Annotated in this window: 23 protein-coding genes and 1 pseudogene; 15 read left to right on the forward strand and 9 right to left on the reverse strand. The window is 48.6% G+C overall.

The window, feature by feature from the left end; genetic code table 11:
• The first annotated feature begins 66 nt into the window (after window positions 1-66).
• The 9 genes from metG to OEV79_01005 all read left to right on the forward strand — a co-directional run bounded on the left by metG (window position 67) and on the right by OEV79_01005 (window position 10,368).
• Window positions 67-2,037, forward strand: coding sequence for a methionine--tRNA ligase (metG, locus tag OEV79_00965; protein ID MDH4210009.1), 1,971 nt, complete (start codon window positions 67-69; stop codon window positions 2,035-2,037).
• Between the two features lie 46 nt (window positions 2,038-2,083).
• The gene (locus OEV79_00970; protein MDH4210010.1) at window positions 2,084-2,839 is read left to right on the forward strand and encodes a TatD family hydrolase; all 756 of its coding nucleotides are present in this window, start codon (window positions 2,084-2,086) and stop codon (window positions 2,837-2,839) included.
• Window positions 2,840-2,845: 6 nt separating this feature from the next.
• Complete coding sequence (gene rsmA / locus OEV79_00975; protein ID MDH4210011.1) at window positions 2,846-3,598, forward strand: 16S rRNA (adenine(1518)-N(6)/adenine(1519)-N(6))-dimethyltransferase RsmA; 753 nt, start codon at window positions 2,846-2,848, stop codon at window positions 3,596-3,598.
• Entirely contained in the window at window positions 3,595-4,659 is a 1,065-nt protein-coding gene (locus tag OEV79_00980) for a DUF362 domain-containing protein (GenBank protein ID MDH4210012.1), read from the forward strand. Before rsmA ends, OEV79_00980 begins: the two co-directional genes overlap by 4 nt.
• 58 nt (window positions 4,660-4,717) lie before the next feature.
• Entirely contained in the window at window positions 4,718-5,866 is a 1,149-nt protein-coding gene (gene amrS, locus OEV79_00985) for an AmmeMemoRadiSam system radical SAM enzyme (protein ID MDH4210013.1), read from the forward strand.
• A 96-nt stretch (window positions 5,867-5,962) separates the two neighbouring features.
• Window positions 5,963-6,907, forward strand: coding sequence for a hypothetical protein (locus OEV79_00990; protein ID MDH4210014.1), 945 nt, complete (start codon window positions 5,963-5,965; stop codon window positions 6,905-6,907).
• Window positions 6,897-7,610 (forward strand): zinc finger Ran-binding domain-containing protein, encoded by a 714-nt coding sequence (locus OEV79_00995; protein MDH4210015.1) that lies wholly within the window; start codon window positions 6,897-6,899, stop codon window positions 7,608-7,610. Before OEV79_00990 ends, OEV79_00995 begins: the two co-directional genes overlap by 11 nt.
• 24 nt (window positions 7,611-7,634) lie before the next feature.
• Complete coding sequence (leuS, locus tag OEV79_01000) at window positions 7,635-10,082, forward strand: leucine--tRNA ligase (GenBank protein ID MDH4210016.1); 2,448 nt, start codon at window positions 7,635-7,637, stop codon at window positions 10,080-10,082.
• Window positions 10,083-10,110: 28 nt separating this feature from the next.
• Complete coding sequence (locus OEV79_01005; protein ID MDH4210017.1) at window positions 10,111-10,368, forward strand: winged helix-turn-helix domain-containing protein; 258 nt, start codon at window positions 10,111-10,113, stop codon at window positions 10,366-10,368.
• Between the two features lie 32 nt (window positions 10,369-10,400).
• Here OEV79_01005 and OEV79_01010 read toward each other — a convergent pair whose 3' ends face one another.
• Window positions 10,401-12,785: an AAA family ATPase gene (locus OEV79_01010; GenBank protein ID MDH4210018.1), complete on the reverse strand. Its 2,385-nt coding sequence runs from the start codon at window positions 12,783-12,785 to the stop codon at window positions 10,401-10,403.
• A 223-nt stretch (window positions 12,786-13,008) separates the two neighbouring features.
• On the opposite strand from OEV79_01010, the gene fbp reads away from it, so the two are divergent.
• Together fbp and OEV79_01020 are read left to right on the forward strand one after the other, a co-directional pair.
• Window positions 13,009-14,100 carry a fructose-1,6-bisphosphate aldolase/phosphatase gene (gene fbp, locus OEV79_01015; protein MDH4210019.1) on the forward strand — a complete coding sequence of 364 codons (1,092 nt, stop codon included), beginning with the start codon at window positions 13,009-13,011 and terminating at the stop codon, window positions 14,098-14,100.
• Between the two features lie 91 nt (window positions 14,101-14,191).
• Window positions 14,192-15,154 carry a PorV/PorQ family protein gene (locus OEV79_01020; protein MDH4210020.1) on the forward strand — a complete coding sequence of 321 codons (963 nt, stop codon included), beginning with the start codon at window positions 14,192-14,194 and terminating at the stop codon, window positions 15,152-15,154.
• Here the strand turns inward: OEV79_01020 and OEV79_01025 are convergent.
• From OEV79_01025 to OEV79_01040, 4 genes are read right to left on the reverse strand one after another with little or no spacing between them, the layout of a single operon-like run.
• Window positions 15,057-16,121, reverse strand: a complete 1,065-nt coding sequence (locus OEV79_01025; GenBank protein ID MDH4210021.1) for a putative glycoside hydrolase — start codon at window positions 16,119-16,121, stop codon at window positions 15,057-15,059. The genes OEV79_01020 and OEV79_01025 overlap by 98 nt on opposite strands.
• Window positions 16,069-16,740, reverse strand: coding sequence for an endonuclease III domain-containing protein (locus tag OEV79_01030; GenBank protein ID MDH4210022.1), 672 nt, complete (start codon window positions 16,738-16,740; stop codon window positions 16,069-16,071). Before OEV79_01030 ends, OEV79_01025 begins: the two co-directional genes overlap by 53 nt.
• Window positions 16,697-17,311: a hypothetical protein gene (locus OEV79_01035; protein ID MDH4210023.1), complete on the reverse strand. Its 615-nt coding sequence runs from the start codon at window positions 17,309-17,311 to the stop codon at window positions 16,697-16,699. Before OEV79_01035 ends, OEV79_01030 begins: the two co-directional genes overlap by 44 nt.
• Window positions 17,301-17,756 (reverse strand): hypothetical protein, encoded by a 456-nt coding sequence (locus tag OEV79_01040; protein ID MDH4210024.1) that lies wholly within the window; start codon window positions 17,754-17,756, stop codon window positions 17,301-17,303. The genes OEV79_01035 and OEV79_01040 overlap by 11 nt, the downstream gene beginning before the upstream one ends.
• 261 nt (window positions 17,757-18,017) lie before the next feature.
• Between OEV79_01040 and OEV79_01045 the strand changes: the two genes are divergently transcribed.
• On the forward strand, window positions 18,018-19,016 hold the full coding sequence (locus OEV79_01045) for a zinc-dependent alcohol dehydrogenase family protein (GenBank protein MDH4210025.1): 999 nt from the start codon (window positions 18,018-18,020) through the stop codon (window positions 19,014-19,016).
• Window positions 19,017-19,078: 62 nt separating this feature from the next.
• On the opposite strand, the gene OEV79_01050 is transcribed toward OEV79_01045, so the two are convergent.
• The 3 genes from OEV79_01050 to OEV79_01060 form a co-directional block, all read right to left on the reverse strand.
• Window positions 19,079-20,221: a T9SS type A sorting domain-containing protein gene (locus tag OEV79_01050; GenBank protein MDH4210026.1), complete on the reverse strand. Its 1,143-nt coding sequence runs from the start codon at window positions 20,219-20,221 to the stop codon at window positions 19,079-19,081.
• A gap of 128 nt (window positions 20,222-20,349) precedes the next feature.
• Window positions 20,350-21,162 (reverse strand): carbohydrate ABC transporter permease, encoded by an 813-nt coding sequence (locus tag OEV79_01055; protein MDH4210027.1) that lies wholly within the window; start codon window positions 21,160-21,162, stop codon window positions 20,350-20,352.
• Entirely contained in the window at window positions 21,155-22,096 is a 942-nt protein-coding gene (locus tag OEV79_01060) for a sugar ABC transporter permease (GenBank protein MDH4210028.1), read from the reverse strand. Before OEV79_01060 ends, OEV79_01055 begins: the two co-directional genes overlap by 8 nt.
• A gap of 203 nt (window positions 22,097-22,299) precedes the next feature.
• On the opposite strand from OEV79_01060, the pseudogene pyrR reads away from it, so the two are divergent.
• The 3 genes and pseudogenes from pyrR to OEV79_01075 all read left to right on the forward strand — a co-directional run bounded on the left by pyrR (window position 22,300) and on the right by OEV79_01075 (window position 25,124).
• Window positions 22,300-22,815: pseudogene (gene pyrR, locus OEV79_01065) on the forward strand (bifunctional pyr operon transcriptional regulator/uracil phosphoribosyltransferase PyrR).
• 109 nt (window positions 22,816-22,924) lie between these two features.
• Window positions 22,925-23,848: an aspartate carbamoyltransferase catalytic subunit gene (locus tag OEV79_01070; protein ID MDH4210029.1), complete on the forward strand. Its 924-nt coding sequence runs from the start codon at window positions 22,925-22,927 to the stop codon at window positions 23,846-23,848.
• Between the two features lies 1 nt (window position 23,849).
• Entirely contained in the window at window positions 23,850-25,124 is a 1,275-nt protein-coding gene (locus OEV79_01075) for a dihydroorotase (protein MDH4210030.1), read from the forward strand.
• A gap of 46 nt (window positions 25,125-25,170) precedes the next feature.
• Here OEV79_01075 and purM read toward each other — a convergent pair whose 3' ends face one another.
• The gene (gene purM, locus OEV79_01080; protein ID MDH4210031.1) at window positions 25,171-26,151 is read right to left on the reverse strand and encodes a phosphoribosylformylglycinamidine cyclo-ligase; all 981 of its coding nucleotides are present in this window, start codon (window positions 26,149-26,151) and stop codon (window positions 25,171-25,173) included.
• Window positions 26,152-26,248 lie beyond the last annotated feature (97 nt).

Genomic DNA, 26,248 nt, shown 5'->3' on the forward strand with positions numbered 1-26,248 from the left:
CGAAAGCGCATATTGTGTCAATTATGAACCAGTTGACTTTAACGCCCAGCCGTTTATAATACGCCTATGAGAATTCTGGTAACCAGTGCTTTGCCGTATGCCAATGGTGATATTCATCTCGGCCACCTGGCAGGCGCTTATTTGCCCGCTGATATCTACGTTCGTTACCAGCGATTGAAGCGGCGCGATGTCATTTATATTTGCGGCACTGACGAACATGGTGTGCCGGTTACCATAAGCGCCGAGAAGCAGGGTAAGACCCCCCGCGAGATCGTTGATCGATACTACAAATCGATCAGCGAATCCTTCAAGGATTTCGGGATGACGTTCGACAATTTCTCGCGGACGTCGCTTCCCGTGCATCACCGGCTGGCACAGGACTTCTTTTCCAGGATATATGAGAAGGGTTTCATATACCCCCGGAATATTGAGCAATTCTATTGTGTCCATTGTAAGAGGTTCTTGCCGGATCGATACGTCGTTGGGAAGTGCCCGAAATGCGGCAACGAAGGGGCGCGCGGCGATCAGTGCGAGGCGTGCGGTCACTGGCTTGAACCATTTGAATTGATCGAACCGCGCTGCCAGATATGCGGTAATGCGCCGCAAAAGACCCAGACCAGACACTGGTATTTCAAGCTGTCCGAGTTTCAGGATAAACTGAGCGATTGGATCGCGGGCAAGAAAGACTGGAAAGAGACCGTTTTGACATTTGTCCAGGGGTGGTTACGCGAGGGTCTGCAGGACCGGCCGATCACGAGGGACCTGGCGTGGGGTGTTCCGGTACCGCTGGAGGAAGCAAAGAATAAGGTGCTCTACGTTTGGTTTGATGCTCCGATCGGCTATATCTCATCGACGATCGAAATGTCTCAGAAACAGGGTAAGCCAGATCTCTGGAAAGACTACTGGCTTGATCAGAACACGAGTCTCGTACACTTTATTGGCAAGGATAACATTGTGTTCCATGCTTTGATATGGCCCGCCATGCTCATGGCATACGGTGACTATGTTCTGCCGTCGGACATACCGGCGAATCAGTTCCTCAACTTGGAAGGGGGAAAATTCTCGACATCAAAGGACTATGCAATATGGCTGCCAGATTTTTTGAAGGAATTCAAAGCTGATTCACTGCGTTATGCTTTGACCCGTAATGCACCGGAGGCACGCGATACCGATTTCACATGGCGGGATTTTCAGGTATGGCATAACAATGAATTGGCCGACATACTTGGTAATTTTGTCAATCGCACCCTTACTTTCATAAAGAAGTACTACGGTTCTTCGGTACCAGAGGCGTCTTCTTTTGGTGAAAGTGATAATCGAATATTCGATTTGCTCAAACAGGCACCGGAAAAGATCGGGGCCAGGGTCGAGCATTTTGAATTCAAGAACGGGCTTCAAGAAGTCATGAAAATAGCCCAGGAGGGTAACCGCTATTTCGACCATGAGGAGCCCTGGTCAACGCGGAAAAAAGACCCGGCAGCGTGCGCAAGGACGATCAACGTGTGCATGAGAATCGTAACCGCTCTTTCTTCTTTAATCGATCCATTCATGCCTTACACGTCACAACGCATAAAGGATATGATACAACTTTCGCCGGGTAGCTGGGATGACATTGCCCGAGCACAATATGCGCCATCGGTCGGGGAGACCTCTATCCTCTTCGATAAGATCGGTGATGATGTTATCAGATTGCAGACTGACAAGTTGAGAAAGGGAATGATCGATCTGGATTATTTTTCGAAAATCTCGCTGAAGAGCGCCAAGGTTTTAACTGCAGAACGTGTTGAAGGCAGCAAGAATCTGATCAAATGCCAGGTCGAGGTCGGTGATGAGAAGAAGCAGATCGTTGCCGGAATCGGGAAGGACTACGATCCCCAAGATCTTTTGGGCAAGATCATTGTCATTGTTGACAATCTGGAGCCGGCAAAGATACATGGTGTTCTTTCCGAAGGGATGCTTTTGGCATCGGTGGATGAGAAAGGTGTTGTCATCATTACAACTGATAAAGCAGTAACTCCAGGTACCCAGATACGCTGAGCACGTACATCGAGTCTCAATAAATGATATCGTCCCGGTATATTAAATGGTAGATACACATTGTCACCTTATAGATCCCCAGTTCATGAAAGACCTTGATGCGGTTCTGAAGAGGGCCCGGGAGGCTGGTGTTAGCAAGATCGTCAACGCCGGATACGACACGGAGACAAGCGGGCAGGCGGTTCTGATGGCGCGCCATTACCCGTGGCTTCTGCCGGCCGTGGGGATCCATCCCAATGAAGCGGCTGACCAGTCGATAAAGGAGATGGGCAGGATCAGAGACCTGCTCGTAAATGATGATGTTGTAGCGATCGGCGAGACGGGGTTGGACTACTATCGTGATTTCTCACCGCGGGAGGCACAAAAGGAGTTATTCCGTCTGCATATTGCTCTGGCAAAAGAAAGGCACTTGCCCATCTTGATCCACACCAGAAATTCAGTCGAGGATGCAATTGCGATACTCAAACTCGAGGATTATCATCATGGAGTATTCCATTGCTACAGTGGAAGTTACGAGCAGGCTAAAAGGATTATTGATATTGGTTTTTATGTAAGTTTTGCCGGAGTGTTGACTTTCTCACGGCGGGCCCGTGAAGTAATCAAGCAGTTGCCAATAGATCGTCTGCTCCTCGAGACCGATGCGCCGTTTCTCTCGCCGGCAGGGCACCGGGGAAAACGAAATGAGCCGGGCTTTATTCTTGAAACGTTTCGAGTTGCCGCCGATATTCTGAATATGTTGCCAGAGAAGCTCGAAACGATTCTGGATAGAAACGCCCGGTTGCTATTCGCCTTCGATGATTAAATCCGTGTGAGAAGAGAGATGCTGGGGCAACATTTTCTTAACAGCACAAGGGTTGCTGAAAGGATCGCCCGCGCCGCCGAGGTCAAGGACGAGTTGGTCGTTGAGATCGGTCCGGGTAAGGGTATCCTGACCAGGCAGCTGGCAATCCTCGCCAAGAAGGTGATTGCAGTGGAGATCGACGGTCGTCTGGCAAGATTTCTGGAGGATTCGAGAATACCACGCGTAGATGTTTTACACCTCGATTTCCTGAAGGTCAATCTTCGTGATTTTGGTCACGCTGTCGTCGTCGGCAATATTCCGTACGGCATTAGTTCTCTGATCATCGAAAAATTGATCGGGAGTAAGAATTTTGTGAAGAAAGCTCTGTTGACCGTCCAGAAAGAGTACGGGTCAAAGATAGTCGCAGCGCTGGGCCATCGGGGGTACGGCCACTTGTCAATTTGCGCAAACTATCACTTTGAGATTCGCAGGCTATTTTCCGTTCCCGCGAGGTACTTTACACCCAGCCCCAAGGTGAGCTCCGTCGTTGTTGCACTTCAACCCAAGAAAGGTATATTCGACGAGATCAACGAAGGGGAGTTTTTTGAATTTGTCGCCGGTGTATTCCGCTACCGGCGTAAATCATTGAAAAATGCCATCCTGAAGCATCTGCGATGGTTACCCGATGGAGCGGACCACGATCTTCTTGCCAAGCGGCCACAGGAACTGAGTATCATTGATTTTTACCGGATATACCAGTTGATTTTGGAAAAGCGGTGAAAAAACATACGGTAATAATAAAACAGAACGATGATCTTCAGACATCGGTCAGTGAGATATTCGAATGTCTGGGATGGAACGACTTGAAGACGAAGAACGTGCTCGTCAAACCCAATATGCTGAGGGCGGCGTACCCTGATGAGTGCGTAGTGACAAATCCGCGTCTTGTTGAAGAAACCGTGTCGTTTCTGATGGCGGCGGGTGCAGAGGTGATGGTGGGCGACAATCCAATGCCTGATACCAGGTTCCCGAATGTTAGCGATGTCGCCGACTACTGTGGTTTCACCGAAGCATCGAGGGGTACGTTCAGGAACATCGGTAGATACACAAGGAAAGTGAAAAGACCGAAGAATCTGCTCAAAGAATTCTATGTTTCGAGAGAAGTGTTCGATTGTGATCTGCTGGTTTCATTGCCTAAGTATAAGAGCCACGAGTTGGTCACAATGACCATGGCAGTCAAAAACCACTTCGGGATAATCCCCGGTGGCCTCAAGCCATACGTGCACTCACTGTTCCCTGGTATCGAAGATTTCAGCAAAGTTCTGGTTGAGATATACGAAACAAGGGTACCCGATATCATCATCGTTGATTGTCTTGATGTTGTTGATGCCAAGGGGAGGAGACATCGGCCAGGCATGTTGGTCGCGGGTGATAGCGGTCATGCAGTCGATTTTGCATGTGCCCTGATGGCTGGTGTAGACCCGCTGCGAGTGCCGACGATCAGAATTGCACGCGATGCGGGTCTCTTCGATCCAGAAATGATAACGTATGTTGGTGAACTTCGAAGGATCAACGGTTTCAGCTTGCCTCTTGTATTCCCTTTTCGCAGCGCAGTGGTGGAGTTTGTCGCCCGCATATTGTACAGGATATGGCTGGGGCGCATCCCTGTCATCGATCCCGCGGCGTGCACGAAATGCCTATCGTGTGAGAACGTCTGTCCGCCACGGGCGATTAAGGGGCAGCATATAGATTATAATAAATGCATAAAATGCTACTGCTGCGTCGAGGTCTGCCCCACCAGGGCGATAAGAAACAAATCCAGATTGCTGGGCCGTGATTAGTGTACGAGTACTGATGTCACATTGACACCGTCTGAAGCTCATGTATAATTGATTAGCCATGGAGCTCTTCTTCGAAAAAATAATGAGTCGGCGTAACTTCCTGAAGAAATGTGGTCTGCTGACGATGAGCGGATTGGTCATATCAAAATTGACGAGGTTTGGCCAGGCACAGGAAGCCAAACTCGGGTATGTTGAGGCGAAAAAAGCCAAGTACTACTCACGCTTGCCGGATAGCCGGGTTCAATGCACGCTCTGTCCACGCTCATGTATAGTAGGCAGCGGCCAGCGTGGTTTTTGCCGGGTTCGGGAGAACCGTGAAGGAGAATACTACACTCTGGTGCATTCGAACCCGTGTGCAGTGCACATTGATCCAATCGAGAAAAAACCTCTATTTCATTTCTTCCCTGGAACCGCAGCTTTGTCGATCGCGACCGCAGGATGCAATTTCACATGCAGAAATTGCCAGAACCATGACATTTCACAGGCGCGTCCTGATGACACGGTGAATGTGAAGCTTACACCGGAGGACGTTGCCGAATTGGCGCTCAAGTATGAAACACCTACCATTGCCTATACGTACACAGAACCAACAGTATTCTACGAGTATATGCTCCAAACGGCGAGGATCGCACGCCGCAAGGGCGTGCTGAGCATATATCATTCCAACGGCTATATAAGTAAGGAAGCGCTCAGCGAACTTGCGCAGCACCTGGACGGCGCGAACGTTGATCTCAAGGGATTCAGCGATTCTTTCTACCGGGAGATCACCGGAGGGACTCTGGCTCCGGTTCTCGAATCTTTGAAGATATTGAAGAAGAATAATGTGTGGCTTGAGATTACCAATCTCATTATACCGACGAAGAACGATTCCGATGCTATGATCACGGATTTGTGTCAGTGGGTGAGTACTGAATTGGGCAGTGAGACACCCGTTCATTTTTCCCGTTTCTACCCGCAGTACAAACTGCAGAATCTGCCACCGACACCAGTTGAAACCCTGAGAAAAGCCGCCGAGATCGCACGTGCAAGCGGTCTGGATTACGTGTATATAGGAAACGTTCCAGGTGTCTCGGAGGAGAACACCAATTGTCCCGAGTGTGGTAAGCGGATAATCGGACGCACCGGATACCACGTGAATTCATATGAGCTGGATGCTGGGCGCTGTAGATTCTGTGAAACGGAGATTGCCGGTCGATGGCCGTCATGACGAGTGTATGATGTTTGTTACTATTATGTAGTTATACATATTACACTCTAATTAATTTGCCCTTGACAGAATATTGAATATGTATAGAATAAACGTATGACAGAACGGCAACTGAATGAATCGCTGGCTAGCGGTGAAATCCACAATCAGTATCTGCTGATCGGAGACGAACCAATACTGCTCGAACGTGCCCTCACCTCTATCAAAGAGAAGATCAAGGTTGAAGAGCCATTCGATTTGGATTCTTTCTCGTTGCCTGATGCCGGACTCGACGATATCATGGCGAAATTGTTTCTTATGCCGTTCGGATCGGACCGGAGGTTGGTTGTGGTTAAGGGTCTCGATGACTTACCGGATGGCGAGCAGGAAGATTTTGACAGGGCGGTTTCCAGTAGTAAATCGAGCAACTGTTTGGTGCTTATATATCGGCTTGACAAAGATGCCACCGCCAAAAAACGAGCATTGACAAAATTGGAGAGACGATTTATGCATGCAGAGCATGTGGTCCTGGGGACCGAGCAAGGCAAAGTTAGAAAATGGATACAATCGGCGATCAATCGTGACAATCTGAAACTTGGTGGTGTAATGGTCACATATCTTGAGAACGAATTCGGTAATGATGTCACGGGGCTCAAGCATGAATTAGATAAGATCAAGAATTACCTTCACGAGGCGGGTAGTATCGATTCCAACGGAATGAAGGATTTGGCAAAAGGCCTCTGCGATCTGACCAAGTACGAGATGGTCAATTCGTTCATGAACGGCAGTTCTGATGCTCTCCAGGTTTTTGAGGAACTGCAGACGACTTCACCGAAGAGTGCCATGTTGGTTGACGCCCTGGCAAGGGGAATAGTGAATCGGGCGCGCCGGAAGGATGGTGTAACACACACAAACCGGACAGCACTTGTAGACGTTGTAGCGCAATTGGCTATGATCGACAGGAAGGTTAAGACGAGCTCCATTTTTGAGCGTCTTTCAATGGAGCTTTTTATCCTGCAAAATGCAGGTGCTTTTAAGAATGGAGTAAGATATGGAAGATAAGATGTCTCTTTTGAAAAGACTCCAGGCGCAACGCAGTGACGTTCTCAGCAAGCTGAACCGTATCGAGAATAAGAAATCTTCGGTTAGCGCTGAGGTATATGATAAAGTGAGAAAAGAGTATGCCGATAAGTTGAAAGCCATTGATGAACAGCTGGGCAGCCATATCGACGTAGTGACCGAGGAGATACAGCGACTCAAGGAACAGGAGTCAGAAATATCCAGGAGGATGAAGGAAACGAAATTCAAGATGGAAGAAGTGGAGCTGCGATATTCGATCGGTGAGTATGATGAAAGCGCATTCAAGAAGGTAAAGGCAGAGGACGATGCGCGAATGAAGCAATTCGACGAAGAACTGAAGCGAACGCGAGATAGCATTCAATACTATAGCTCTTTCATAGAGGGTAAAGAGCCCCAAGCCGCGGCTCCGCAGCCGAGCACGGAGCCGGCAAAAGAAGAAACAGGACTCACGATCGATGAGCATATCTTAGAGGAAAAATTGCCCGAGGAAGAGGTTGCTCTTGAAGAGTTGCTTTCGGAAGAGGAAGCATTGAAACCCGACGTCGCTGCGGAGGGGGAGCAAGGACAGAAGGTCGAGCAGGAAAAAGGCGTGGCGTGTCCCAAGTGTAATCATATCAATACCGCCGATTCATGGTATTGCGAGAAATGTGGCGCTGAGATACTTGGTGCATCTGGGTCATCGTAGATAGAGTTATCCTCATAATTTGAAATGCAGCTTGACCATTATAAAATAGAGAAAAAATGGCAGGACTACTGGAACAAGAAGGGTCTGTTCCGAACCAATGAGAATCCCAGGAAGAAGTTCTATAACCTGGTGATGTTCGCTTATCCATCCGGCGACATACACATGGGGCATTGCAGGAACTATGTTATCGGTGATGTATACGCCCGCTATCTTATGAGAAAGGGTTTTGATGTCTTGCATCCATTTGGATGGGATGCCTTTGGGTTGCCGGCCGAGAACCAGGCGATAAAGATCGGCGTCCATCCAGAAAAATGGACTTTAGAAAATATCCGCACCTCCGATGAATCATTAAAATTGCTTGGTATCAGCTATGATTGGGATCGCGAAATTATCACCTGCCTGCCCGATTATTATAAATGGACACAATGGATGTTCCTGCTACTATACAAGCGAGGACTGGCCTACAAGAAGGAGGCATATGTCAACTGGTGCCCCGGCTGTCAGACAGTGCTTGCCAATGAGCAGGTCGTAGACGGTATATGCTACAGATCCAACTGTCGGGCAGTCATTGAAAAACGAAAGCTGAACCAGTGGTTTTTCAAGATCACGGAATATGCTGATAGACTGCTGGAGGGCTTGGAGCTGCTGGATGCCTGGCCGGATAATGTAAAGGCAATGCAGCGTAATTGGATCGGAAAAAGTCTGGGATGTGACATAGTCTTCAGTGTCATGGGCCATGACATCAGTTTCAGGGTGTTTACGACCAGGCCAGATACAATATATGGAGTTACGTTCATGTCGGTCGCTCCCGAGCATCCGGCAGTCGATGAACTTGTTAGGGGCACGAGGTTTGAGGCTACGGTGAGACATTATACGCAGGATGCGGCAAAAAGGACCGAACGCGAGCGTATCGAAAAGACAAAAGATGGTGTCGCTACGGGATGTTACGCGATCAACCCGGTGAACGGCGAGAAAGTGCCGATATTCGTTGCCGACTACGTTCTTCCCGAATATGGCAGCGGTGTTGTCATGGGCGTCCCGGCTCACGACGCTCGTGATTTTCAATTCGCGAGGAAGTACGATCTGCCGGTCCGGGTTGTGATAAATCCGCCCGATTCTGAATTGGACGCAGGAGCGATGGAGGAGGCTTACGAGGAACCGGGCATCATGGTAAACTCCGGAGAATTCTCAGGGCTCGACACGCCCGCAGGCGCGAAGGCGGTCACTGATTTCCTGGCTGAGAAGAATGCGGGTGGAGAGAGCGTGAACTACCGCTTAAAGGATTGGCTCATCTCACGGCAGCGTTACTGGGGCGCGCCGATTCCAATTGTCTATTGTGAGAGGTGTGGTATGGTCCCGGTACCAGAGGATGACCTGCCAGTTTTGTTGCCCAAAGAAATCGCGGATTTCGTGCCTAAGGGAAGATCGCCGCTCGCAGCGGTCGAGAGTTTCATGAATACGGACTGCCCGAAATGCGGCGGGAAAGCAACACGCGATGCAGACACAATGGATACCTTTGTATGTTCCTCGTGGTATTTCCTGCGATATCTGGATGCCAGTAATGACAGGCAATTTTGTGCTAGAGACAAAGCAGACCGCTGGCTTCCTATTGACCAATATATCGGAGGTGGCAGTGAACACGCTACGGGCCATCTAATATATTTCCGGTTTTTCACAAAAGTTCTCCATGACGCGGGATATATCTCGATCGATGAGCCGGCGATCAACCTGTTCAATCTGGGGATGGTTTTGAAGAATGGCGAGGTCATGTCCAAGTCCAAGGGCAACGCGATACCCGTGCGTCAGTTCGTGAACAAGCACGGTGCAGATGTTGCCCGCCTCACCATACTCTTCGCCGCACCCCCGGAGCGGGAAATGGAATGGAGCGACGAGGGGGTCACCGGTGCAGAGCGTTTTATGCAGCGCATGTATCGCTTGGCCGCCGAAAATGCAGAAATGATCAGGGATAAACGGCCGTCCCGCGTTTCGAAGGAAAGCGAGGACCTCTATATAAAGATCAATCAAACGCTGGCGAAGGTGACGAGTGATCTGGAGTCTTTTAAGTACAATACGGCGATCGCAGCACTTTGGGAACTAATGAACGCGCTCTACGGTGCGTCTGCGCGTGATGAGGTTTTCGGATACGGAGTTTATGCGATGATCCATATGCTATCACCGTTCGTTCCTCATATGGCCGATGAGTTATGGTCATCGGTCCGTGGCGAGGGCAGCCTCGTCGAGCAGGCATGGCTCGAAACCGATGATCGATATGCGGAAAGTAAAACTAAAACAATAGTGATCCAGATAAACGGCCGGGTCCGTTCTCATATCGAAGTTGCCGGCACGATATCTGAGGAAGAGTTGAGAGATAAAGCTCTTGAGGACGGTCACGTGATGCGCCATCTCGAAGGAAAGAGCATCAAGAAAACGATCTATGTTCCGGGCAAGATATTCAATATAGTTGTGGCATGATGTAGTGTTTTTTATAAAAGGAGGAAGAATGAAGAAGGTTAAGAGGAGAAAGAAGAAGATGAAGGTTATGAAGAAAAAGAAGAAGAAGCCTTCAATCAGGGAACTAACGATTGATATATTGAAGAAGAGCAGGAAACCTTTGCATTATCGTGAAATCACCAAGCGCTTGAAGAAACGCGGTTATCGATTCCACCGCAAAGATCCTGAGCGTTCCGTTTATATAATTATCAACCGTTATCCAAAGATCTTCAAGAAGACAAAACCTGCAACCTACAAACTAAGATAGAAGAAGAGGGGGCTTATGCCCCCTCTTCTTTTTTACTTCTCTGGTGTCGCAAACACCTTCATCTTGTTGGCATATCCGACGAGCCGCTGTGCGACGCGGAAGTTGATGCTGTTTTTCTCAAAACCTGTTTTCAACCTTTTGCCGGCCTTTATCCCGGTGAGGAGTTCGATGCCTTCATCAATCGTCTTCACCGCGTAGATGTGGAATTTCTTTGAGGTTACGGCATCCACGATCTCTTGTTTTAACATCAGGTCCTCGACATTCGCGTGGGGAATGATTACTCCTTGTTTACCCGTCAGCCCTTTGGCTTTGCACACCTCATAAAAACCTTCGATCTTCTCGTTCACTCCGCCAATCGCCTGAACCTCACCATTCTGATTGACCGACCCTGTGACTGCCAGTGCCTGCTTGAGTGGCACGTCGGCGAGCGCGGAGAGTATTACATAGACTTCGGCGCTTGATGCTGAGTCGCCATCAACCTCACTGTATGATTGCTCGAAGCCAAGCGTAGCATCTATCGCCATCGGTTGGTCTTGTGCATAACGTGATCTCAAGAAACCGCTCAGTATCAGAACACCTTTGTTGTATGTCCGGCCGCCCAGGTTCGCTTCACGCTCGATGTTTATTATGCCTGCCTTTCCGAGCGATGTCTTGGCTGTGATACGCACGGGCCGTCCGAACGTATAGTTGCCCAATTGATATATCGAGAGGCCATTTAACTGTCCGACTGCTTGGCCTTTAGTGGCAATCATCAGGATGTCGTTGTCGATCATCTCCTGGAGCTTGTCCTCATACATGTTCATACGCTTGCGCCAGCAGTGAATTGCCTTCTCGACGTCTTCGCCGCGCACGTCTTTTTTGTTGGCCTGCCGCGCCCAGTAATCCGATTCTCTGATCGTATCGGCGATGATATTGAACCTTGTGCTGAGTTTGTTTTTCCGTCCCGCCACGCGGACGCTATATTCAACGATCTCGGCGATTGCTTCTTTGGAGAATGGCAGCAGTGATTCACCATCGCATATCGATTTGACAAAAGATGCATACTCGTTGATGTTTCTTGTATTCTTGTCCATTACGACGTCGAAATCGGCTTTCACTTTAAAGATTTTTTTGAAATCTTCATCCTGGTGCAGGAGCAGGTAGTAGAGCATTTGGCTGCCGATCATGACGACTTTCACGTCTATCGTAATTGGTTCGGGTTTCAACGCAGAGGTGTTGAACATATAGAAGGGATCAAATACCTGGATATCTATAACACCGTTGCGCAGGGTTCTCTTTAATGCCTGCCAGACACCGGGCTCGATCAACGCGTCAAACGCGTTGACTATCAGATAGCCGCCATTGGCGCGGAGCAGTGAGCCGGCTTTGATGTTAAGAAAGTCGCTAGTCATGACACCGGGCAATACCGTCTGTCGTTCAATGGTGCCAAACAGATTCTTATAATTAGGATTCGTTTCGAAGATGATCGGTACATCCTTGATCTCTGAATTATCGACGATGACATTTGCATTGTACTCCCTGAATTCGTCTTCCTTGTTATCTTTTTTGAGAAATCTTTCCAGGTTGGACATTATCGCGTCAAGCACATCAACGAGATAATCAGCGATTTTGTCACCCGGGAACTTTCTCTTGATATCGTCGACAAGATTAGCCACGACGGGTTTGACCATCCACTCGTTGAGTTTCTCCAGTTCACCATTGGCAACTTCCTGGATATCTTTTATCTGACTGTAGATCTTGGCCATGTCGACTTCCAGGGTACGGATCTTGTCGATGATCTGCTTATACTCTTCTTCGGATATCTTACCATCCTTTATCAATTTTTCTGTTTCCTCGAGGCTGGTTGGTTTGCCTTCGATCATCGGTACAATTGCCGGGCGCACATAGGGCCCCATCTGTATCGTTGTTAGCTTCAAACCCTGTTTTTCGACTTCCTGCTCAAATTCCTTGAGTAATGCGCGATGTTTATTGCCGTATTTCTCAATTATCTTTTGTTTTCTCTTTTGGTATTCTTCGCTGTCGAATACATCCGGGATGTTTGTCTTTAAGCCGCGGATGAGTCTTTCAAGCGCCTGCTTGAATTTTTTACCCATGCCGCCTGGCAGCTCGATGAGCTTCGGCATGTCCGGGTTTTTGAAATTATTGACATAGAGCAAATCTTTGAGTTCTCCCTTGACTTTCAGATCATCCAGCAGCTTGGTGATCGCGGTGGTGCGGCCGGTTCCTACGGGTCCCGTGATGAATATGTTATACCCCGGATATTTCACGTTGAGTCCGAGCTTGATAGCATCGATCGCCCTTGGCTGTCCGATGATCCATTCGCAGGAACTGACTTCTTTCAAGTGCCTGAATTTGAGCAATTTTGCGTCGCATTGCCAGCGCAGTTGGGCTGGTTTTAACTCCAAACCTTTGGCCATATATCCTCCTTCAATAGACGTACGGTCGGTTCAATTAATGTTGAATAAGATAGCTAAATACGTTTTTCCAACTCTGGCCAAGTATATTGAAAATGGAATCGGTGTCAACTGACTGCAAGGGGGCATTCGGGGCAAAATGTCGAAAGTTCTACGGGCGTTTTTTCTATTGTTGACACCCACGCATCTTTGACTATAATTACCCTGTCCTGTTCGAAAGGAGGAAATAATGGAAAAAATCACAATTAGTGTAATTAAGGCTGACATCGGCGGTTATGTGGGGCATTCCAGTATGCATCCCAATATCCTGACCAATGCCATGCAATCACTCGAGAAGGCAAAGGGCAAAGGCATGATCGTAGATTTTCACGTCACGCATTGCGGTGATGACCTCGATTTGATAATCACGCACCGGCTCGGTGATAATGCTGGTGACATTCACAAACTGGCCTGGGATATTTTCTGTGATTGTACCGAAATCGCCAAGGAATTGAAGCTTTACGGAGCGGGTCAGGACCTGCTCTCTGATGCGTTCGCCGGTAATGTGAAAGGCATGGGCCCGGGCGTGGCGGAGATGACCATTGAAGAGAGAAAGAGCGAACCCGTGATCATCTTTGCCGCGGACAAAACATCGCCCGGTTCGTGGAATTTCCCGCTCTACAAGATGTTTGCCGATCCATTCAACACGATCGGCTTGGTGATCGACCCATCAATGCACGACGGTTTCAGTTTCGATGTACTCGATATTTTCGATAACAAAACGGTCACGCTCAATTGTCCAGAGGACATGTATGATCTGCTGGTTCTCATCGGCGCCTCTGAGCATTACATTATCAAGGGAATACACAAGAAGAGCGGTGAGATTGCAGCTGCGACGTCAACCCAAAAAGTGAATCTCCTGGCCGGAAGATATGTCGGCAAGGACGATCCGGTGATGATTGTACGTTGTCAGAGCGGGTTGCCGGCGGTCGGTGAGGTGCTGGAGCCATTTTCGATGTCCTATATGGTGACCGGTTGGATGCGGGGTTCGCATTGGGGACCATTCATGCCCGTCTCGGTCGCAGATGCTCACCCAACGCGTTTCGACGGTCCGCCGCGTGTGATCGCCCTTGGTTTCCAGCTGTGTAATGGAAAGCTCATCGGGCCACGGGATATGTTTGCGGATATTAGTTATGATCTCGCGAGGAAAGAGGCTAATGAGATCGCTAATTACATAAGACGGCACGGGCCGTTTGAACCACAGCGTCTTCCATTATCGGATATGGAATACACTACGTTGCCTCAGGTGCTCGAGAAACTGAAGGGCAAGTTCAAGTAAAGCATCGTCGGATATAAATCTGCAAATCGATTAGAAGCATCACTGTCATCCGGCAAGAATTATTGAGTGTGAAATCTTTTTAGGCTCGGTCATGTTTTACATTACGCTCCTGCTTATATCACAGATATTTGATCCGAGCGCTACCGGCTATACCTTCATGAAAATAGGGGTTGGTGTGAGGCCGGTTGCCATGGGAAATGCCTTTTCTGCTTTGAGCGATGACGAAAATGCGGTTTTCTGGAATCCCGCCGGCCTGGGGATGGTGAATACCTACCATTTGGCAGGCATGTTCATGAACCACGTGACCTACCTGAATTATTATAACCTGACCTCGGCAATACCTGCTGACGTCGTGGGTACCGTGGGTATCGGGATATCATATCTGGGTGCAAGCGATACTGAATACTCGGAACGCGGTGAGAATTTGGGTGATTTTACCAATTCAGATATGCTCCTGAACATCGGCTACGGGCGTTCATTCGGGAAGCACAATGTGATAAGTGTCGGTGGTGCGGTCAAAGTCGTACGGAGCCAGTTATACAGCTTCAGCTCATACGGATTGCTCCTTGACGCCGGGCTGATTTATAATCCTGTGAAGTACCTATATCTGGGAACCGTTCTCAAGAATGTAGGCACAAGACGTCGCTTCATTGATATGTGGGAGTATCCACCCGTAAACTTTCGGCAGGGTGTTGCCATAAAACTACCAATAAGCGCAAACCAATTAGCATTGAGCTGCGAGTATTCATACTTTCCAGATTCCAAATCGACCTTTTCAGTGGGTGGAGAAATAGTCATCCATGATCCGAGGATCCTGGGTTCATCGAGCGGGAGAAGGATCTCCGGGTTCGCGATAATGGGCGGCTATCAGTATGGCTACGGTGAGGGGACTTTTTCTGGATTTTCGGCGGGATTTTCTCTCGAGATCGTAGTGAGCCCGGGTATTTATCTGGATGTCAGCGCGCTTTTGCTCTCATACGGATATCTCGGCACGTCTGAGCGTATCGCATTAGGGTTGAATTACGTGCCCATTCGAGGGCGCGCCAGCAGATAGAATAATCAGAACGGGCGTTCCAGATAATAAATCCATCGCCGCGTGCAGACAGCACTCCGTTTAACTGACTGAAGACATATCCTGCGTCATAGTTCTTTGCCCGGTATTCAAAACCCTGTACAAATGGGATGACCCTGACCGATCTGGACAGTCGTTCGAAAGCTTCACGCACCGAGTCGAAGTAGATCCAGTAGTTACGCCAGTTCTCGGTTTCTTCATTCTTGAAATCCCTGCCGAAGTGAGAAGGGTATAGCATGGGGTACAGTACATCGACGAATTCATCGAGTCTTTCAATGTCCTGACCTTCGGTACGGAGAGGGTGCCACACTGAAAACCCAAAGACACATATGCCGATTTCAGCCTCAACTTCTTGCCTGGCTTTTTCCAGAAACCCAGCGATTGCGTCGACCCGCGATCCCTTGACTTTCGTGAGTCTTATGCGGGCAACATCGCCATCAGTTGGGAAGCGTACGTAATCGAACGCCACAGCCTTCACTCCATGCGCAACGATCTCTTTTGTGATAGCGAGCAGGTAATCATGCACCTCTTGCTGATAAGGATTTGTCCAGGCCATATTTTTCTTGTCGACCCATATCTTGCCGCTGTCGTTTCTGATCCCGAGCTTCTTGTGACGGGCGAGGTAATTATCGCGGAAACAGACGATTCGCGCGATCAGCTTCAGGTTATGTTTTGCGGTGTTTTCCACGAGACTGGTTATGTTAAAGTGCGTCTTTATCGCATTGATTTTCTCGGCTAATTCAAGTTCGGAACCATAGGTGAGGAATCCGTAGTCGCTTTTGAAATCCACGACAACTGCATTTATCAGACCGGAGTCCGCCATGCTGAAGACTTCTTCCCAGTATTCGTTCTTATTCGCCTGATAGGGATTTATGTAAATGCCTCGGATGATACTATCAGGCGCGAGGTAGCAATTCGCCAAGAGGACAAGTAGTGCACAGAGGTTCATTTTTTCTGCAATATTCCTTTCCTACTCTTACAAGCAGGGCGTGAAACTCATTGTATAGGCGGGTACTTTTTGGCAGATTATTCTCGATTTTATCCTGCAACGCTCCGTACGATACATCCGGTTCGACCATTCCGTGCCGCGAGAATATCCTTTTCGTATAGCCGTCGACGACAAAAATCCTTTTGCCCAGCGCATAGAGTAGTATTACGTCGGCAGTTTCGGGGCCGATTCCCTGGATGGTCAATAATTCACGCCTGATGGCATGCGTATCCTTTTCCGCCATCCTTTCGACCTTGCCATCATAGTTGGACACATAGTGTTCAAGGAATGCACGTAGATATCTTGATTTCATGCGGTAAAAACCCGAAGTCTTTATTAGACAAGGGATTCTGCGACGTTCCTTAAGCAGTTTCTTTGGATCGAGGAGGCCTGCCATCTTTATGTTTTCTATTGCCCTGCTTGCATTGTGCCAGTTCGTATTCTGGGTGAGTATCGCGCCGACGATTATCTCGAACGGCGTTTCCCCCGGCCACCAGTGTTGTGGGCCGAATGTTTTGTATAGCGTTTTGTAGATCTTAAGGAATGCTGTATTCGATAAGTTCGTATTCGCTTGTGGCATCACGGAATCGGATCATTCCTATTTCGGGCGCATAGTACTCTATGACGCCGCTTGTGTCGGTGATTGACGTGTCGTCAGTTACCATAGACGCGATCGTCGTGATTTCTACTTGATATACATCGCCGTATGCGGATTCGTGTGCGAAATCAACGACCGAACCAATGATCTCATATTGCGCGGTGATCAATTGATCAGCGACATAAATTGAATCACGAAGTACGTGATGGTAGTCATTGCCTTCGATGAACGGTAGTTCAATTCTGATTATGAAATCTTCCAAGACGGTGTAGTCAGTACCGGCGTGGTTGTATATTTTCAAAACATATTGTGATACCGACTCGTCAGATTTAGCCAAATATCTTGCGGCGCCGTTGTAGCTTACGGGGAAGCATTCGATCTGTAGAATTGTATCGGCAGGTTCGACCTCAACGAAGACGCTGTCGGATCCGTTGCCGTACAACCACCATGAATCTTCCTGGAGCGGGAAATAATCACTGGCCGCTCTTTCTACTATGTGATTATCGCCACAGCAGATAATTAGGAAGACGAGCAATGCGATTTTATATTTCATATGAGATCCCTAATCGCAGACTGATGAAACCTGCATGTTTTTTCATGTCGGTGAGCCCTTCGTAAGATATTTTTGGGTAGACGTGAAGTCTTTCGACTTTGAAGTTGAACAGCAATCCGATTGCGTAAGCGGCCGCAAAACCATTTTCGCTGGCTTCGTCCAGATTGCGAATAACATAGTCGCTGCCGATGGAGAAAACCGGACTCAACGGCCAGTTCTTTTTATAAAAGCCCAGACGGAATCCCAGGGTGCTCATTGAGTAACCCGGATTATCTCCGCTGTAAAACGAGGCCTGCAGCGAGAGTGCCGCGTCAACAATTCCGACCTTCCGGCCTGCGGTCAGCGAGAAAACCGAACCGGTGTTTATGTCTTTGAAACCTACGGCAGGGAGGTCATAGCCACCTTCGATTCCTATTGAAAAAGCAAAAAGCATATACAGAATCATGATTTATCATACATGATATATTATCACTGTCAAGACTGTTTTGTCCGAAGGGTGCCTGTTGTTGACGAACGCGTGTTATGGGGTCAGGTCTTGACTATTGACAAAATCTGAGTGTAGCGGGGGTATAGCAAAGGTGCTATATTCAGGAAATCCGATGAGGATGGTAGATATTGGGCTTCTATTGTCAATAGTCAAGACCTGACCCCACTGCCGGGCAGTGCCATTGATTGACGGTTGATGATAATTAACTATAATATTTATGTGAAGGCGATCGTTCTTGAAAAACAGGATCTGCTCGAGCGTGTTCCACTGCAGCTGAAAGAGATTCCCCTACCTGAACCCGGCCCTCATGAAGTGCGCATCAAGGTCAGCGTATGCGGCGTTTGCCGTACTGACTTACATATCGTTGAAGGAGAACTGCCGGCGCACAAGCTGCCACTGGTTCCCGGGCACCAGATCGTCGGTATAGTCGAAGGATTAGGCAGGGGTGTGAGGCGGTGGCAAGGCGGTGAGAGGGTCGGTGTTCCCTGGTTGTACAAAACATGCGGTAAGTGTAAATACTGTCTGAACGGAAAGGAAAATTTGTGTGAGAATGCAGCTTTTACGGGTTATGACGCGGACGGCGGTTTTGCTGAGTACACGATAGCAGGGGAGGACTTTTTATATCTACTTCCAAAGAACTATGACGACCTTGAGGCTGCACCCCTGTTGTGCGCCGGTGTCATAGGCTACCAGGCACTCCGCGCTACTGGACTGAAGGATCATGGAAAATTAGGGCTTTTTGGCTTCGGATCATCGGCACACATCGTTATTCAGATTGCAGTGCATCGCGGGCTTGAAGTCTACGTAGTATCGAGAACCGACAAGGAGTTGACCCTGGCAAAGGAATTAGGCGCCAGTTGGGTCGGACATGTCGAGGATGAAATGGGTGTTCTGCTGGATGCTGGCATCGTTTTTGCACCAAGCGGCGAATTACTGGTTGAATCGCTGAAGAGATTGGACAGGGGTGGCAGGATAGTTTCTGCGGGCATCTACACAACGCCACTGCCCGGTTTCGATTATTCACTGATATATCCAGAGAAATGTCTGACGTCGATTGCCCACACGACACGGGATAATGTGTTAGCATTCCTCGATGCTGCTTCCGAGTTCAAGATCGAGACGCAGGTCAATGTTTTTAGATTGGAGGATGCTAACACGGCCCTCCTGGCGATAAAAAATTCAAGTGTTTCAGGATCGACCGTTCTGAAAATTACTTAGACGTCGCGATGTGTGCAAAAAAAAGCGGGACCGTACGGTCCCGCTTTTTTGTAGACAGTTTTTTAGCGTGTAACAACAACATTCGCAGTGCTCACGAGATCATCGCACGTAAGTCTTACGAAATACACACCATTTGGAACGTCGGCCCCACGTGCATCATTTCTATCCCAAGTGATGCTTTGGGAACCCGCACTCTGATAGCCATCCATGAGTGTAGTGATGTGTTGACCTACATTGTTGTATATGTTCACAGTAACATGCGATGCGACCGGAACCTCAAAGCTGATCGATGTAACGCGGACGAATGGATCCGGGCTGACATTGAGCTGCAGCACCCGCACAGGATTCTCTGCCGGTGTTTCGTTGATCCCGGTTAGTTCGAATGCGGTGAACATGCCGCCCACCATTGCGGTGATCGCTGGCCAGTAGGTGAATGATGCATCTCTCAGATCAATTGACCAGAACGCACTCTGCCAATCCATCTGTCCGGGGTAGAAGATACCGACGACCGCAGCACTGTCGATGTCTTCCAGTACCGAGTGCGCAAAAGCTGGATCTGGTGTCAGGTCATCGCTGAAAAGGGGATTATCAACGTAGTCAGAAATTACGGTCATGTTGAATCCGGCGATTTCATTCTGCCCCTCTACATGCGCGGAGTCAACGCTGTAATTATAGTCCTGTATTGCGCTCTGGAGGTGGAAATGGGTGTTCATCCAGGAAAGTGGAACGCCACTCCATAAAGCATCCTGCCCGATCAACCAGCACTTTCCGCCGTTGAAGAGAAGATCGCTGACATTCAGCTGGTCGGTCGTAGTAAGCGTGGCAGGATAAGTGGGCGGTCCCCACCAGTAATCATAGTTATTCCAGATGACCAATTCGTATTGTTCCATTGTCGCCAGATCCGGCCCGTTCGAATCGGGATCCAGGGTCGTGAACCAACCGTAGTTGCCCGTTCCGATGAGTTCGGTAAGCAGACTATCCCAGAGAGGGTCTGGTGACGTGGCAGGTCCGAATGTGCCGGCTTTATCTTCGACGAACAATACTTCGTTCTGCCGCAGCGCCGGACGATATCTGACCATTTCGCTGTTCGTTTTTATTACCGGTCGGCTCTGATCGTGATCCGCTTTAGAATATGGATTGGCAAACGCTGCCGATATGGACACGATGCACAGTAGTATCACACACGTGTTTAACAGATTTTTCATAATGCCTCCTTGTTGATAAACACTGTCTAGTAGATATTATAACCGGTAATTGGGGTATGTCAATCATCAGTTCTGAATGTGGTTGTCAGCGGTGTCGGGTGCCGCAACTGGACGCAGTTGTATTGAGTCTATTCCTTTATTCCGGTCCGTGAGTATGATTCCATTATCTGCTTTTGTACGAAGAAATACATGATGATGAGCGGCGCCGTAGTGAAAGTCGAAGCTGCGCAGAGTAACGGGTAATTTGTTGATTCCGCCTGGGAGAAGTAAGCGAGTCCGGTTTGTATTGTCCGCATGGAGTCAGAGTGGGTTACGATCAAAGGCCACAAGAAGGCATTCCAGTTCGATACGATCTGAAAGATGCCAATGGTGATGAGGATCGCCTTGGATAATGGTAAAACTATGCGTCTGAGGATCTGCAGGTGATTAAGCCCGTCGATTCTTGCTGCATCGAACAGTTCTTGAGGTAACATCCTGAAATGCTGCCTGAGTAAAAAAATGGCAAAAACATTTACGCTCCATGGGATGATCAGAGCCATGAAAGTATCGATCCAGCCGAACCGGCTCAGTATCACATACGATGGCGCGAGATAGACAGGCACCGGTATCATCATCATCGCCAGGAAGAGCGTGAAGAGAGAATCGCGCCCCCAGAATTTCAGTCTGGCAAAGGCATATGCAGCTAGGGTCGAGGTGATGAAGACCAGCAGGGTCGTTCCTGCTGTCATTATTATTGTATTCAGGAAATATCTTGAAAAATCGACCTGTCTGAAAGCTTCCAGATAGTTCGAAAACATCAGCGCGGCCGGAAAGATCGTCGGCGGAAAACGCAATGATTCCATTTGGGTCTTGAGCGAAGTGGAAAACATCCAGAAAAAGGGTAGCAGCATCCAGAATGCACCGAGGGCGAGCAGTGCATGGACGCCGATTTTTTTATTCATAGTGCACGCGTCTTTCTATGAACTTCTTCTGGAACTGCGTGAGCAGAAAAATGATTATGAAGATGACGAATGCGATGGCATTTGCATATCCAAGGTTCCATAACTTGAACGCTTGTTCGTACAAATAGAAGACAACAAGTTTTGTCGTACCCAGAGGACCGCCCGGTGGTTGTGTCATGACATAGACCGGGGTGAAGGTATTGAAGGCGAAGATCGACTGAGTGATTATTAGGTAGAAAATTGTCGGTGAGATCAGTGGTAGTGTAACATAACGAAAGATTCTCCAGTTACCCGCTCCGTCTATCTTCGCCGCCTCGTAATACTGTTCAGGAACGTTCTGCAGTCCCGCCAGCGCAATGATAACACAGTAGCCAATGTTGTGCCATACCGCCATTATGATCAATGCGCAAAGTGCGATCGAGGGACCAGAGAGAAAGCCGGATGGCGCGAGATTCAGGGGCGCCAGGATGATCTCAAAAATACCACGCGCATCATTCAGCCACTTCAATCCCTCGGCTCCGAAAAAAGAGAACATTGCGTTGAGTATGCCGCGGTCTGGATTGAAGATCCATTTCCATACGACGGAAACAGCAACGATCGATGTGACTACTGGTAAGTAATATATCGTTCGATATATTCCCCGCCCCGATATCTTTTGATTAAGCATCTGGGCAAAGAGAACCGATAATACGATTGTCAGCGGTACCACAAATATCAAGTACCAGAAAGTATTCCCGAGTGACTGATAGAATTTCGTGTCTGCCAGAAGCCGGCTGAAATTCTTGAGTCCGACGACCTGAAGAGGACCCGCCATTCCCCACTTGAAGAAACTCATTCGTATGGCTTGTAGGATCGGATAGAAACGGAAGACAATGATCACAGCAAGTGCCGGGAGGATGAAAAGATAGCCGCTGCGGTCCTGCCTCTGGCTCATGCCCAATTCTAATCAGGCGTCATTGGGTGTCAAGAATCCTGAATTTTTGATTACGGAGATGAAATAATAGATGCCGGAGATTGACCGGGTAATACGGAATGCCTGGTGACGTGTGTTGAGCGTACAGCGTCAAGCGTATTGCACGAAGCTGGTGATTGACTTTCGCGGGTTCCTGACTACAATATAGCTTAGTGAAAAAAGTAATGGAAGAATCAGATATCAGGAGAGCGCTGGTTCGCATTGTACATGAAATCATTGAGCACAACAAGGGCATAAAAAATCTGGCACTAATAGGCATCAAACGGCGTGGTGATTTTATCGCGCGCCGCATCGCCGACAAGATAAAAACGACCGAAGGTCTTGATGTTCCGCTCGGCGCCGTGGATATTACATTGTACCGGGATGACCTGCAGCTCGTTTCCGAAGCGCCAATAATCGAAGGCACGGACATCAATTTCGATATCAACAAAAAAACAATTGTTCTGGTTGACGATGTGCTCTACACCGGGCGGACAATCCGCGCAGCGATAGAAGAAATACTTGATTTCGGCAGGCCGAGGGCGATTCAACTGGCGGTTTTGATTGACCGCGGCCACAGGGAGTTGCCGATCCAGGCGGATTTTGTCGGTAAGAAGGTACCTGCAGCACGCAATGAAATTGTCGATGTCCACATAAAAGAATTGGATGGCGAAGACTGTGTTTTACTCCATTATGACAAGGGGAGTAAGCAAAAGGAGAGTAAGAAGAAGGATCATGGTTCCCGCATCAAAATGCAGCGGACGCCCAAACAGAAGGTTAAGCAGTTGACGATCGAGAGTCCAGAGAAAGATGAGTCCTAAAAAAGACCTCCTGGGGATCGAATACCTGAGTGCTGATGAAATAGATCAGTACCTTGACCTTGCTGATAATTTTCTGGAGGTGCTAGCTCGTCCGATACCGATCGTTCCCTCGTTGCGCGGCAAGACAATTTTGACCCTGTTCTTCGAGGCGTCAACCCGAACGCAGATATCTTTCAGTATTGCTGCAAAGCGGCTGTCGGCGGACGTCGTCAATTTCTCCCAATCCACATCAAGCGTGAAGAAGGGCGAGACCTTGCTGGATACGGCGCGTAACATCGAGGCGATGAAAGTCGATGGTGTTGTCGTCAGGCACTCGGCGCCCGGTGCGGCGCAATTCCTCGGTCAACGAATTGATGCATTTGTCATCAATGCGGGTGATGGAGCGCACGAACACCCAACCCAGGCGCTCCTGGATTTTATGACAATGCGGCAGCATTTCGGAGGCTTCAAAAAACTGAACGTTCTCATCATCGGTGATATAAGCCATTCACGTGTCGCCAGGTCGAATATCTATGGTCTACGAACTCTTGGCGCGCGGGTCGCGATCTGCGCACCGCCGACAATTATACCGCTGGACATCAAGGAGTTAGGTGTAGAGGTGTTCTACAACCTCGACGAGATCATAAACGATTTTGATGTTGTTATGGCACTGCGCATACAGTTGGAGCGTCAGCAGGGTGGTCTGTTTCCTTCAGTGAGGGAGTACCGGACACTCTACGGCTTGACGAGAGAGAGAGTTCGAAGAATGAAGAAGAAGAGTGTTGTCATGCATCCGGGCCCGACGAACCGGGGAGTAGAGATCGACCCCGATGTGGCTGACAGTGAGAAATCGGTCATTCTGGAACAGGTAAAGAACGGAGTGGCGCTGCGAATGGCAGCACTGTTCATACACGCGGGAGGCAAGATTGAGTAACATGTTGCTTAAGGGCGCAAGGGTGATCGATCCTGCCTCTAATCTCGACGCAAAACGTGATATATTGATCAGAGACCGTAAGGTCGCAAGAATTGAAAAATCAATTGCCGACAGGAAGGCGCGAGTCCTGAACGCAAGAGATTTAATAGTTGTCCCCGGGTTGATAGACCTCCATTGTCATTTGCGGGATCCGGGCAGGCCAGATGAAGAGACGATCGAAACGGGCAGCCACGCTGCAGTCGCCGGTGGATTTACGAGCATCTGTTGTATGCCCAACACGGATCCGGCAATAGACAACGACGGCATCGTTAATTACATCTACAAGGAAGCAGCGAGGGTTGGATTGTGTAATGTATTTCCAATAAGTGCCATAACCAAGAACCGCAGTGGCAAGGAACTTACTGAATTTGGCGAGTTGCTGAAAGCCGGCGCCAAGGGTTTCAGCGACGACGGCGATACGGTGGCCGACAACAACGTCATGCGCCACGCGTTGGAATATTCCAGGATTTTTGATGTTCCCATATTCGAGCATCCGATTGACAAAAATCTCGCGCAGGACGGGTTGATGAATGAGGGGTTAGTCTCAACACGCCTTGGTCTGAAGGGATCGCCCGCGATCGCTGAGGAAATGATAGTTGCCCGGGACTTACTGCTGGCCAAATTCACGGGTGCCCGTCTGCACCTTTGTCATATCTCGACAAAGGGTGCGGTTGAATTGATCCGAAGAGCGAAAAAAGAAGGTGTGCGTGTTACCTGCGAGACCTGTCCTCATTACTTCTATTTCATTGATGAGGTGCTGGAATCGTTCGATGCGAATTATAAAGTGAACCCGCCGATCAGAAGCGAAGCAGACCGTCAGGCGATCATCGAGGGGCTGAAAGACGGGACGATCGATTGTATCGCAACTGATCACGCTCCACACTGCCAGGCTGAAAAGGAGCTTGAATTTGCCAATGCGCCTTATGGTATGATCGGATTTGAGACCGCCGTGTCTTTGATAATCATGGAGCTCATTAATAAACAGAAGATGAGCTGGCTGGATGTAATTACCAAGATGACGGTCAATCCGGCAAGGTTGATCAAGATTAGTGCTGGGACCATCAGTCCTGGCATGGTGGCTAACGTAACGATGATCGCGCCGGATAGAAAGTGGAAAGTCACCGAAGACAAAATACGATCGCGATCCAAGAATACTCCCTTGATGGACAGGGAGTTGAAGGGTCGGGTTAAGAACGTTATTCTTAAAGGTGTAGTAAAATACTCTTTAAGGGATTAATTTTCCTTAATATTAGAACTGAATCAATCCCCCAATAGAATAATTTCTATTCCAGTCGGGTTCCGAAATTTCCCTTTACAATCTCACCGATGATCTTTGCTTTGATCGGGTTGAAATATTTCATGTGCTTCTTGTCGATGATGACGCACATTCCTATACCCATATTGAAGACACGATACATTTCATCATCAGGTACCTTACCTAATTCCTGTATCAGCTGGAAAACAGGTTGAGGCTGCCATGCATTCTTTCTTATAATGGCTGATTTCCCGGGTGGCAGAATGCGCTCGATGTTGTCGTAGAACCCGCCTCCGGTTATATGTGCCAGCCCCTTTACATATTTCAACCGTGGCTGGAGCTCTCTGCGATATGACCGGTGAATTTTCAGCAATTCTTGGGCTAAGGTGCACTTAAGGCGGGGAACATATGAAGAAAGGCGGTACTTTCTTAATAGGGCACGGCGAGCCAGAGAATAACCGTTGGTGTGTAGCCCTGATGATCTCAGTCCAAGAATGATATGGCCCGTTTTGATGCGTGTCAAAGGGTCGATGTAGTCTTTCTTGCTGACTTTCCCGACGATGAAACCAACGAGATCATAGACCCCTTCCGGGTAGAATCGAGACAGCTGAGCGGTCTCACCACCAATGAGGGCCATTTTTTCTTTCATACATGCTTTTGCCAGGCCGCTGACAATGTCGACCAGAATTTTCTGGCGTACCTTTGAAAAGCCGATGTAGTCCATGAAGAAAAGAGGCAGGGCTCCGGTGGTGAGAATGTCGTTGACACAATGGTTAACGAGGTCGGCTCCCACCGTATTATTGATATCGGTTGCGCAGGCGATGAGTATTTTGGTGCCCACGCTATCGCAGCTGCTGATGAGAATATCGTTGTTGATCGAGTATATGCCGCCGAACAATCCAAATTCAGAACGTGCACCACGGCTGAACGTCTTTTTTACATGTTTACCGATGCCCTTTCTCACCAGGTTCAAAGAATCGATATCAACGCCGGCATTCTTATATAACATGGGGTATTCTATTCGATTCCGGGTGTAATTGCAAGAGAATTGACATGATATTCAAATGAGTTATACTTGGATGGAATTGACATTTGATGTTTCGTCT

This window comes from candidate division WOR-3 bacterium (assembly GCA_029858255.1).
GTDB lineage: Bacteria > Hydrothermota > Tepidihabitantia > SM23-42 > SM23-42 > SM23-42.